Below are 11,736 nucleotides of genomic sequence, written 5' to 3'. Positions count from 1 at the left end.
TAGCATGAGACACGTCGAGGCCTTTATGGATCAGGTTGCTTGGTCGCTACCCATCCTGGAGGCCTCGACCTCTACCCAGACCCCACAACACGCGCTCCGAAACGCCCCCACGCACCCGGCTACCCATGCTCATCTGTGAAGGGCCGGATAAATAAAGCTCCTTGAGCTCCCCTAAGGCCTCCCACGTGGCATCGAGCCCGTACTTGGCCCGAGAAAGCTCGAATTCAACCATCATCTCTGCATTACGCGAGTAGGCCCCACCAGTGGCGTTGGCCGAGCCAACCACCACGCGTGCTTTCCGGTTGCCGTTCAGCACCAGAGCTTTGGCGTGGAGACCTACGAGACGTGAGGCGGCGTCCTCCTCTTCGCCCTCGAGCACCGCCTTGTTCAAGACGTACGTGTGAAGTTTCGCATCCAAGCTCTCCGGTGAAAGACGGTCGATCTGTTCTTCTCGTGAAAGCAGGGCTACGGCGCCGCTGAGCTTGGAACGGATGTGCGCCAGACCGTCGTCGCTGATGAACGGAGAAATGACGAGGGCGCGAGTCCCGTGGATATCCAACGTTGACGCGCCGGTCCCGTCGAAGAAGTGGAACGTTGGGGCCGCGCCATCCAGTTACTCCCATTCCACATCACGGATCCACCGGGCAAATCTCTTCACGCGCCCTGCGCGTGCCGGATCAAGCGGGTTGATGCTCCAATCGGGCAAGCTGCGCAGCAGGCGTGCAAGCGGTTCGTTCTGGGCTCGGAGCTCCGCGTTAGGGGTGTCCGCCCGGCGGCCGTCGAGTCTGAGGAGGATGTCCCAGCTACGGTCGTCCGTGAGGTTCCGGCTCGCGCGGAGAAAGCGATATGCGACGTCGTCCTTGTCGTTCAGATTGCGGTACTTCAGAAACCAGACCTTGGGGTGGAAAAGTCCGCCGTGGTTGCGGAGGTCCACGGGGTGGATCATGGATTCGAGTAATGCGACCAGGTCGCTATTGGTGCCGAGTCTCATTTCGCCGGCCTGGCAGAAGATGTCAATGCGATCGGTGAACTGGCGGATGCTTTCGAGGATGCCCAGTTTGTCGTCCGCGGCCGATACTCGTCGGGAGGCGAAAGACAACGGAACGCTCAGCGCCGTGGCCAGGTCCAACGTGAACGTGGTGCCTACCGCGTAGGAGAGGTCGAAGCCCGGGGGTGGTTTGAGTTCTTCGGCGAAGGCCGCGCGGGATTGTGGTTCAAGCAACCGCTTCGCCTCCTTCGCGCGCCAAGCCCTCGTGGATGTCGAGGAGAATTCGACGAACCTGCGTCCATCGGTAGGTCAGACGGCCAGCACCGCTGGCACCGCCCCATGTGGCGAGACGCTTCTTGTTGCCGAGCCGCGCTTGCGCTCCCTTGGCCAGTTTTTCGCGCCGGGTCACGAGTTCGCGGGCGCCGGGGTGATTGACGACGTCGCTCGGGCCCATGTCCGCGACCAGCGAGAACCACTCCCGAACGAATGTGAAGGAGAACTGGTTAACCGGGCGGGATCGAATGCCATCCACTTCCGCCCGAATTTCATAGGCGAGGTCTTCCGAGGGACGGTAACTCGTGCTGACGCGCTCTACCCACTCCGCCAGCCGGCCTGAGTATCCGTCGGCAGGATAGCTAGCACCTTCAAGACCGTAGGACTCGTATTCTTCAGCGAGCATCACGTTGTACAGCAACTGAGCGCCGTGCATAACCTCGGAGAACGTCGCGGCGAGATCCAGGCGCTTTTTCGCTTCTCCCTGAGCGCGCTGAGCAACTGGGTCCTCCCACGGCGCTTTACTCTCCTCGCCGGGAGGGTTGAACAGGAGATGGTTAAGAAGCCGGTCAGGTGCATTCGACACCATCCGTTCACGCAGCCAGGACGCTTCCTCAAATCCCATGGCAAACCCCTCAGGGATGCTGTTGGGGAATCCTTCTGGTCGTTCGGGTAGACCAGGATGCCAAACATGGGGTGTGTTCGGGTCGGAGTTATCTGGGGCATCAGACACGATCTCGTAGGTGGCCATGGCCGGCCAGTAGACGCTCGAGGGCAGTCTCTTGAGAGCTCTACCCGCTTCAGCGCCAAGCAATCCGGCCTTATCTTCGGCGCTTTTTAGGGCGTCAATGGTGGCCCACTCATTCCTACGAGCGCGATCTGAACTATTCGGCTTGCCTCCCGCCATGGAAAAAGCCCACGAGATGAAAAGGAAATACCGCGCGCGAGTGTGCAGTGTGGACGTGCCGGGGAAAAGACCGTCCGAGAAGGCATCTCGGAACTGGGACAGCCCCAGCTCATCGCGGCTGTCTCGCTGCTCGAAGAGCCGAATGATGTCTTGCATCCGGCGCTGGTCCTCGCTGGACGCGTCGAGCCACGTGATCGCAGCAACCATGGTGCGCCTCTCCCCTGCTTTAGACCCGTAGCGTGTACATCAGCCCGACTACCGCTCCCTAGATCCCTTCAAGGCCTTTATATCTCAGTTCAGCTCTAAGGTTCCGTCTTTGAGGCCGCCGTCGGTTGACGTAACAATCACCTGTTATTACGGACCAGTAGATTCCACGTGGGCCAGGCGGTCGAGTCCTCTATAGACTCAAGAAACCCCGAGTCCCCCTGGAGAGCTAACCCTGATGAGCGCGTCAAAGTCGTACGAAATCGCACTTCAAGCTGGCACTGTTCTTGCCTTCGCATTGCGCCCTTTCGTGGAGCGACATTCGCCCGTGGAGGGAGACCCACAGTCCTGGCTGGAGCTCATTGCGCGCTCTGACTTCAAGAGGCTTGGTCGCTACGACACCGAATATGCTCTGAACGACCCCCGGGTACTTCTGAAGACCATCATTTTTCACCCGGAACAGTTCGGCGATCAGTTCACGAAAACCGACATCGAATGGGCCAACGATGCCCTTAAGGTCTTGAACCTCGCATCCAGCGCCACCACGAGCATCCGTTCCGCCACCGTTGAAAGCGCCCTAGAAAGCATGCAGATGCTCCTAGAGAGCGTTGGTGCCATGAAGGCCTCGTTCCGCATCGAAGCAATTGCAGACGGCGCCTACTCCAATTTCGACGACGTACTCGAAGGCCTCCCCGAGACATCCGTTCTTGCCCCGATCGCCTCGGCGGCGGTCGAGGAAACCCAGGACGTCGACGACGCTCCACCTGTGGCCCCGGAGTCATACACGACCTGGGATGCTGAACCAGCGGCCGTGGAAACACCCGAGCCATCGGAACCCACGTTTGAGCCGGAGCAACCGCCTGAGCCACGAGAAGCGTCCAGTGGTTCTGACGGCGAGGAAGATGCAGCTCCCCGTGTAGCGGACCTCGTCTCCATGCTTACGGACGAGGACGAAGTACCGCACGATTCAAGCGTCGCAGTCTTCAAGCAAGGGCCCGTCGTAGTCGAGGTCATCTACCGTGATGCCCTCAATTTCGCACTGGTCCATAACCAGGTCAGTCCGATCGTGAAAGTTACTGCCTTCCACGATGACCAAGCTGCAGACCATGAACTCAACGAAGTGGTCATTAGTCTGGGTGACGAATCGCACCGCATCGAAGCCGATCCTTTCCGATTGTTGGCGTTGCACTTGCCCCAGGTTGACGAGGACCGGCTTTCTGTCATGAGGCAGCTTGAGGGATCCGACCTGGCATGGCACGTTCCCGCCAGGCAGTTCGCCGACATTGACGAGGCATCGCAAACCTCACTTCGAATCAACGTCACGATCGACGGCGAGCGCCAGACCCAAACGCATCCCATTCTCCTTTTGGCTCGCGACGAGTGGTACGCCCGCTCGATTCCGGAAATACTCGCCGCTTTTGTCACACCCAATAGCAAGGCTCTGGTTCCCACGCTCCAACGTGCTGGCGAGATCCTGCGCGAGTGGACCGGGTCATCGGATCTGGATGGTTACCAGTCCGGTTCTGAACGTGCCGGGCAGATTGCTCAGGCACTTTACGTGGCCCTCCAAGAACTCGACATCACCTACATCAACCCTCCGGCGTCCTTCGAAACCACGGGGCAAAAGGTACGGCGGATTGAAGATGTCATTTCCGACAGGCTGGGCACGTGCCTTGATCTAAGCGTCATGTACACCGCCGCGTTGGAGCAGGCGGGTTTGAACCCAGTCATCATCCGCACCCCGGGCCACGCTTTTACCGGTTTCCTCACCGTTGATTACCAGCTGGCGGAACTCGCGCTGTCTGACCGGGGGATGATCGACAATGTTCTTCGAAGCTCGATGCTTATCCCGGTCGAGACCACTGCCCTGACGTCCTCCCCGGCCATGGACTTCGAAGCCGCGAAACGGGCTACGGCAGCCCGGTTCGATGAGGATGTTTACTACGTGCTCGACGTCGCGGCGGCTCACCGTCGTGTGCGTCCCCTACCGCGCATTCGCGTAGACGCGTCCGGGGACGTCGTCGAACTAGTGATGGAACGCGACGCACCCACGCCACTGCCCGTGCAAACGGTGGAAGCCGCCGGTGCGCCGGAAAGCTACCGAGAATCCGAGGAAAAGAACCTACCTCCCAGAATTCGTAAGTGGCGGCAAGCCCTCCTCGATCTGTCCCTGCGCAATCCGCTGTTGAAGCTGCGCAAGACTGCTATGCCTCTTGCCGTTCCGGAGAGATCTCTCGCGACTTTCGAAGACATGCTGGCGTCAAACTCTGAGCTCATGCTCCGGGCGGACGATGATTTGGACGAGCTCGGTGCAGCAGCTGGTTACGACTCGGCCAGAAAGCTTGGCGACGACGCCCTCGACCGCATCCTTCGGGCTGAAAAAACCGTCTACGCCGGGGTGACAACCACCGGATACGGAAACCGCCTGGATAAGCTCCGTCGTGAGGCCAAATCGTCGATTGACGAAACCGGTGCCAATAACCTTTTCGTCACGCTCGGCGCGCTGTCTTGGAAGACCACTACAGACCAGGAAGCCCTCGCGCCCCTCTTCCTTCTGCCTGTGCGGCTCGAAGGCCGCAAGAAGCAGCGGTTCCGCCTTTCGATGGAAGAAGGAGCTAAGGCCGAGCCCAACTGGTGTTTGATCGAGAAACTTCGTTCAGACTTCAACCTGACCATCCCCGTTCTCGAGGAACCGCCGGAGGACGAGCACGGAATCGATATGCCGCGTGTGCTCAAGGAAGTCCGGGCGACCTTGGCGCGGCAAAAGGTCTCCTTCCACGTGCAGCCCGACGTTCGGCTGTCCATGTTGCAGTTCTCCACCGTGGACATGTGGCGTGACATGGGTGAGCACTGGGAAGAGTTCCTGGAAAACCCGGTGGTGGACCACCTGGTCAATTCGCCTTTCGATACCTTCTCCGACCCTGCCCCCGAACCAAAAATGGGTGAGGCTTTGGAAGCTGAAGCGGCTCTCCCAGTCCCCGTGGATGGCTCTCAGCTGGAGGCCATCACCTGGGCAAGTGCCGGCCGTACTTTCGTTCTGGAAGGCCCTCCCGGTACGGGTAAATCTCAGACGATCACCAACATGATCGCCAACAGTCTCAGCCTGGGCAAGAAGGTTCTGTTCGTCGCGGAAAAACAGGCGGCCCTGGAAGTTGTCCGCACCCGTCTGGACCGCGTGGGGCTCACACCGTTGACTCTCCAACTCCACGGACGGAATCAGTCTGTGGGGGATGTCCGCCGACAGCTGCGCGAATCGTGGGAGGCCGAGGCTTCGGGCAATTCCACCTCCTTCCAGGCCCTCAAGGACGAGTTCCGACAGTCCATTGATTCCTTAGCGTCCTACCCCAAGAAACTTCACGGTACCGGAAGCCAGCCGCTATCGGTCTGGCAAGCTCACCAAGACTTCATCGCGCTACGGCGTGAGCTATCCACCCATGTGTCAGATCCATCTACTTCTGAACTCTCCGTTCCGCCTCGCGTATCCCGCAGTAAAGTAGCCACTGATCGTGCCGCGGCCACAGCACGCCGCGTTGAAGCGGCCCTGGACGCTCTCGGCTCGCATGCCCCGGTCGATGATCCCTGGCTGCTAGCTGGCCCGCCGCAGATGAACGAAACAGACGAAGCAGGGGAAAACTACACACAAGTACTGTCTGCCGTTCGAAATTTCCTGGCACTGCACGACCAGTTAGATGAGCAGACCGAGTCTCTGATCCTTCGCTACCCCAAGATGGAATCCTGGACCAAGCTAAACACCTGGCTGGCCAGCGTTCGGGCGAACCAATACATGCCCGTGGAACATCACCGAGAAGTCTGGTCACGCTCCCCTCGCTGGGCAGACGAAATGCAGTCCTTCGTCACCGAGGTCAACCAGTTCATCTTTGACTACGGAAATCTTGTCGAAGCGTTCCGCCCTGAAGCTTGGAACGCCAATCCGGGATTGCTGCAGGAAAAACTGAACGAGGCTTCCCGAAAGGTCCTTGGACGCAAGCGTGCCCAGGAGGCTGTGCAGCAGGATATCGAGCGGCTACTCTTGCCTGCTTCGATTCACCTCGTGGGAGACCCCAAGGTCTTCCTCAATCACCTGGACTGGGTCCAACAACGCGCACGTACACTCGATGCCACGGGTGAGCGTTTACTGCCAGCCGGCATCAGGTGGACCGTACGCAATCCACGAACCTCTGGCCTTCCCGCAGACGTCCTTGAGAAGTCCAAGGCCGTTGGGGAAGTGCGTCAAGATTTCTCCGACGAAGACCTGAACGCAATCATCCGCGGCGGCATGCGAGTCGACGTAGGCCAGTACACCCACGCTTGGAATGCTCTCGTTCAGGCGCTGGGAGCCACCCCGGAGACACTGAATCGCTGGCAAGCGGGACAGGACCTCCCGACCGCCATTGATCACGCTGCTCCGCAGTGGCGTGACCAGGCCGAACGGGGTCGCACCGCCGGGCTCAGGAGATTCCAAAAGGCCCAGGCGGCGATAGATGAGCTCGAGAGTCAAGGCTTCGCCACTCTGACGGCGGACCTGTGGCACGGGCGAGCCTCGGCCAGAGATCTCTCAGCCAAGGTTCGGCTACAGGCAGCTCGTGAACAGCTTTCTACACAGCTGGATGAGACCGATCTTGCACGATTCGATCCAGAGAACCGTTCCAAGCGGGTCGACCAGTACATCTCTCTGAGCGATCGAGTACGCTCCAACCTCCGGACAGAGCTCCCGGCCAAGTTACTGCGAGAACGTGGCCTCAACAAGGCCAACCCCACGCCTCAGCAGATCCAGCTCCGTCGCGAAATCGATCGCAAACGAGGCGGCAGCATCCGCCAGATGATCGAGTCATCCGAAGGCGCGGTACTCGATCTGACTCCCTGCATGCTCATGAGCCCGGCGAGCGTGGCAAAGAACCTGCCCATTGGGTCGGTTGAATTCGACATCGTCATCTTCGATGAGGCGTCACAGATTCGCGTAGCTGATGCCATCGGTTCAATGGCTCGAGCACGTTCCGTGGTGATCGTGGGCGATTCCCAACAGATGCCGCCGTCGTCCATGTTCGCCTCGAGCGGCTCAGATGATGACGAGTCCGCTTCTACCGATGGCCTGGTCGCCAGTGATCAGGAGTCCATCCTGTCTGAAGCAGTCAGCGCTAATCTCGATCGGAAGATGCTCACCTGGCATTACCGAAGCGCGGACGAATCGCTCATTGCCTATTCGAACCGCCGCTACTACCAGGGGGATTTGTCTACCTTCCCCGCGCCTCCCATCGACCGACCCGGTTACGGAATTCGATTGGTTCAGGCCAACGGCCATTTCGATGGCGGCGACAGGAAGGCAACCCGCACCAACCAGGTCGAAGCGAACCTCATTGTCGACGACGTTCGACGTCGCTTGGAGGCTGACCCCGAGGCCTCCATCGGTGTGGTGACCTTCAACATCCAGCAGCAGACGTTGATTCAGGATCTCTTGGAAGATCTGCCGGATGAGGCGATTCGCGTGGCCATGGCCCGCGAAGAAGACCCCTTGATCGTGAAGAACTTGGAGAATATGCAGGGTGATGAGCGTGATGTCATCTTGTTCTCTCTGGCCTTCTCACCGGATCCGGAAACAGGTAGGTTGCGGCTTCAATTTGGACCGGTTTCTGCTGAAGGCGGTCATCGCCGGCTCAACGTGGCAATCACTCGCGCACGGCGTGAAGTGGTCATCTACGCCTCATTCACTCCGGAGCACATTGATCTCAACCGGACCAAATCAGAGGGTATGAAGCACCTGCGTGAATACCTGACCTTCGCCCGGGAACACTCGGATGCTTCTTCCCTGCTGTCCGATAAACACACCACTGAGCTACACCGGCAGGATATTGCCCAGGCACTTCGCGACGAAGGACTAGAGGTTCACGAGGAATTTGGCATGTCTAAGTTCCAGGTGGATCTGGCTGTCAAGGATCCCGACTCAGAACAGTGGTTCGCCCTCATGCTGGACAGCCCCCGTTGGGCAGCTAGGGCCATCGTCTCCGACCGCGATTCCGTACCTGCGCAGGTGCTCACCCGAATGGGTTGGGCTGAGGTCATCCAGGTTTGGCTGCCCAGCTGGTGGATGGATCGAGAAGGTTCTTTGCGGGCGATCCGGCACAAGATGGATCAGGCCGAAGAGCGGCTCCGAGAGACTGTGCCTTCCCCTGAGGAGCAGCCGAGAGTTGAAGATATGGCTGAAACCGTGGCGACGGTGACTCAGCCCGTTCAGCAGACCGTTAATGCGGTGCAGAATCTTGTCACGCGAGAGGAAGCTCCCCAAGAAGCTCCTGAACCCCCGCAACGAGAGACGGTTCAGGTCACTGAACGGGTGCAATCCGTAGCTCCGCCAACGACTGTTCGTTCCCCTGAGCTCATCCACACAGAGCCATTCCACGCCGCTAGTAAGGGGTTGGTCGGTGACAGGAAGACCCTCGAAGAGCTGTCACTCAAAGCGAACCGCGAACTTGTCCGAGAGCTCCTCCTCGAAGTGATCCAAGCCGAGGGTCCTGTGCTTGCAGACCGGCTCACCAGCAACATCGCGGCCAGGTTCGGTATGCAGCGCATTAAAGGACCGCGGCGCGACCAGATTTTGCGGTGTCTGCCCAGCCATGTCACAAGCACCAAGACAAGACTGGGTAAGTGCTATTGGCCCGACGGTGCGGACCCTGCCACGTGGAATCTCGTACGCACAATGGAGAACGGTGGAGAGAGCCGCCCGGCCGACGAAATCGTCCCCCAGGAGATTGAAAATGCCGTGATGTTCGTCCTCCACGAGTCGAACGGAATCTGCACGGAGGATCACATCAAGCGCTCCCTCAATCGCTTGTTCGGGTACAACAGGACCGGAAGCGTCATCGCCCAGGCCTACAGGGCAGCTTTTGAGTCTTTGGAACGAGAGGGCAAGATCTTCGTAGTCAACGACCTATATCGTTTGGCGTAAACCCAACAGTGTGTAGACCGCGGTTCGAGCGGGATGGCCGCGGTCTACACACTTTGACTCGAATTTCACAAGAAATTCATTTCAAAGATCTTACACGGAGAAATCAAGGGGCATATCTGAGATATCCCTAAGGCGCTTACCTTCAATTAGCATGCTCAACATATTCATTGCCTCATCGTTCACAAGATCATAAGTTGCCTTTTGAAGTTCAGGCAGTGCCACGTGATATACAGTGTCGATATCACCCGTTCCCAGGGCCAGTGAGGCCAACCGAGAGGGGGAAGGTTCTGCAGTGACTGCCACAACATGGGGTGCACGCCCCTTTCTGTTGCGGATGACATTCAATGCTTCCGAACGAGCGTTTTGAGCACGATCGCTCCGCATTGTAAATTTACAAGAAATTACCGCATGAACTAAATTGATTGCATCGGAATTATTTTCCTCACGCATTGTCGTTAATCTGGCCGTGGATTTATCAACGACTTTGTCGTATTTATTTATATTCTCGTCGGACTCAGGCGCTCTAACAACCAAAACATCCGGTGAAACCGCGTATAAGTTGCCAACAGCAGCCTCTAGCATCGGGTTCTGCTCGATCGCTCGCGCCAAGTCATCCAGATGTCTATAGGGTTCATACTTTGCAAGATGATCGATCTTACGCTTTCCGCCAACGCACTCCACTGTCCATCGCCCAGGTCGAATAGCACTTAGAGCCGACATGGTCTCACTCAAGAATTCAGCAATGGCTGCCTCAAACTTGGCTCCGAGCGTTTGCCCTTTTAATTTGATTCCGCCGAATTCAGCCCCCATACCAAGAGCAATTTGGAGGCCCAGACTTTTGCTACTTGCCTGACTCCTGTCTGCCATTGACGCGATGCCCTCACTACTAATGCTCACCACTCCTTGCTGAACCAAGGAATCATGAAGGGCCCTACGGGCAATTGATATCTTTCCCAATGTTTCATTCATGCGATTTGCCCCACGGAAGAGTGTATTGGTGTCCTTTGACCCGAATCAACTGCCATTAAGGCCTTGGATATTTGTTGACCGATGGCACGCGCGACCGGAGGAGGAAAGGCGTTTCCAACCTGACGCCACGCAGCCGTTTTGCCGCCCAAAAATTTCCAATTTTCAGGGAACCCCTGAAGTACAGCCCCCATTTGCACAGTTAGGCGGGGCATCTCATCCCCTGGAAAATCCTGAGATGGAGCATCCTCAGCAATTGAAGAGGCTTTGACGCCCAATTTTGCCCATGCTTGCTTAGAACGAGTAGGGCCAAGGTCAGGACCGCCGTGCTTCTTTGAACCCCCTACAAGAGTAGGAGCGATCTTATTCGCTTGTTTCTTCCACTCATCTACACCCGCCCATCCGTTGGCAGCCATGAGGCTGTAGAGAGCGTCGCCAACGGTGAGATCTGTGGGCACTTGGCTCGGCCACTCAAAGTGACGCATTTCCTGCTCTCCTAGGGCGACGAGAACGAATCGGGGCCGTAACTGGGGCACACCGTAGTCAGAGGAATTCAGCAGCTTCCATTCTGACTGGTACCCCATACTCTCCAGGTGCTGGATCACCTGCGCTCGGTAATTGGCGAACCGCGGTTGCGACAGTCCTCGAACGTTTTCCAGCATCACGGCGCGAGGCCTTGCGCGCTCTACGATTTCTAGGGCCTTGGGGAAAAGGTCTCGCTCATCCTCTGCGCCCAACTGCCTTCCTGCAACCGAAAAAGGTGGACAAGGCACGCCCCCAGCGACTAGGTCAACTCCATCGAAATCGGAGCCATCAACGTCATGCAGGTCACGCTCCTGGACCGGCCATCTCAGCTCCTCAGCGAGGCCTGAATAATCTCGATTGGCCCTCAAGCTCGCACAAGCCCACTTGTCATTTTCTATGGCAGCGAGATGCCTGAAGCCCGCCTGTTCAAGACCAAGTGCCTGTCCACCTGCTCCCGCACACAGTTCCACGGACGTGAACTGGGCCGACCTTGTCATGACGCTCTCCTGTATAAAATTTGAAGGCTACTAAATTCTGTACCCTTGCTCTGCTCCTCGGAACTGTACATCGCTGCTCGGACATGCATCTTCCGGCCCATCCCCTCCAAGCCCAGCGACCCGAGTGTCATCCGTCCACGGCGCATCCATAACTCGTCACCACTGCCACCTGCACTCCATGCTCTCGGCGCTTCACAGACCACAAGCAACCGCATCTCTCAGAAGGGGCTTTGTGCGATATCTCCCCCCGCAAGTCGATGTCACTACAGACTTCCATCACGACGCTAACGGCAGAGACCCCGACACATTCAGCCCCGCTCTGCGCGACTATCACTACGCCTTGTGGAGCAAGCGGTTGCCCAACGGGGTCTGTCCGTTAAACGGTGTGTGGGGTCCGGCGGTTCTCATTAGTGAGTGGTTCTTTCGAACCGTCCGG

General features: G+C 58.1%; 6 protein-coding genes. 1 reads left to right on the top strand and 5 read right to left on the bottom strand.

Going from position 1 to position 11,736, the window contains the following annotated elements; translation table 11 throughout:
- Positions 1-46 precede the first annotated feature (46 nt).
- The 3 genes from RF638_RS15620 to RF638_RS15610 are packed head-to-tail and all read right to left on the bottom strand — an operon-like array spanning position 47 to position 2,375.
- Entirely contained in the window at positions 47-559 is a 513-nt protein-coding gene (locus tag RF638_RS15620; protein ID WP_368842424.1) for a phospholipase D family protein, read from the bottom strand.
- Between the two features lie 54 nt (positions 560-613).
- Positions 614-1,222 carry a hypothetical protein gene (locus tag RF638_RS15615; protein ID WP_368842423.1) on the bottom strand — a complete coding sequence of 203 codons (609 nt, stop codon included), beginning with the start codon at positions 1,220-1,222 and terminating at the stop codon, positions 614-616.
- On the bottom strand, positions 1,215-2,375 hold the full coding sequence (locus tag RF638_RS15610; protein WP_129701195.1) for a DUF6361 family protein: 1,161 nt from the start codon (positions 2,373-2,375) through the stop codon (positions 1,215-1,217). The genes RF638_RS15615 and RF638_RS15610 overlap by 8 nt, the downstream gene beginning before the upstream one ends.
- A gap of 235 nt (positions 2,376-2,610) precedes the next feature.
- Between RF638_RS15610 and RF638_RS15605 the strand changes: the two genes are divergently transcribed.
- Positions 2,611-9,312, top strand: a complete 6,702-nt coding sequence (locus RF638_RS15605; protein ID WP_368842422.1) for a DUF4011 domain-containing protein — start codon at positions 2,611-2,613, stop codon at positions 9,310-9,312.
- Between the two features lie 90 nt (positions 9,313-9,402).
- On the opposite strand, the gene RF638_RS15600 is transcribed toward RF638_RS15605, so the two are convergent.
- Both RF638_RS15600 and RF638_RS15595 read right to left on the bottom strand, forming a co-directional pair.
- Positions 9,403-10,281 carry an NgoMIV family type II restriction endonuclease gene (locus RF638_RS15600; RefSeq protein ID WP_368842421.1) on the bottom strand — a complete coding sequence of 293 codons (879 nt, stop codon included), beginning with the start codon at positions 10,279-10,281 and terminating at the stop codon, positions 9,403-9,405.
- Complete coding sequence (locus tag RF638_RS15595) at positions 10,278-11,300, bottom strand: DNA cytosine methyltransferase (protein ID WP_368842420.1); 1,023 nt, start codon at positions 11,298-11,300, stop codon at positions 10,278-10,280. Before RF638_RS15595 ends, RF638_RS15600 begins: the two co-directional genes overlap by 4 nt.
- Between the last annotated feature and the right edge of the window lie 436 nt (positions 11,301-11,736).

This window comes from Kocuria sp. CPCC 205235 (genome assembly GCF_040980905.1).
Taxonomy (GTDB): domain Bacteria; phylum Actinomycetota; class Actinomycetes; order Actinomycetales; family Micrococcaceae; genus Kocuria; species Kocuria carniphila.
Note: the sequence above shows the minus strand (reverse complement) of the source record. Positions and strands in the feature narration are given on the sequence as shown.

Bases quoted from the DNA above. Each gene is read 5' to 3' on its own strand.
- RF638_RS15610 (WP_129701195.1), bottom strand. From the start codon at position 2,375: ATGGTTGCTGCGATCACGTGGCTCGACGCGTCCAGCGAGGACCAGCGC.
- RF638_RS15605 (WP_368842422.1), top strand. From the start codon at position 2,611: ATGAGCGCGTCAAAGTCGTACGAAATCGCACTTCAAGCTGGCACTGTT.
- RF638_RS15600 (WP_368842421.1), bottom strand. From the start codon at position 10,281: ATGAATGAAACATTGGGAAAGATATCAATTGCCCGTAGGGCCCTTCAT.
- RF638_RS15595 (WP_368842420.1), bottom strand. From the start codon at position 11,300: ATGACAAGGTCGGCCCAGTTCACGTCCGTGGAACTGTGTGCGGGAGCA.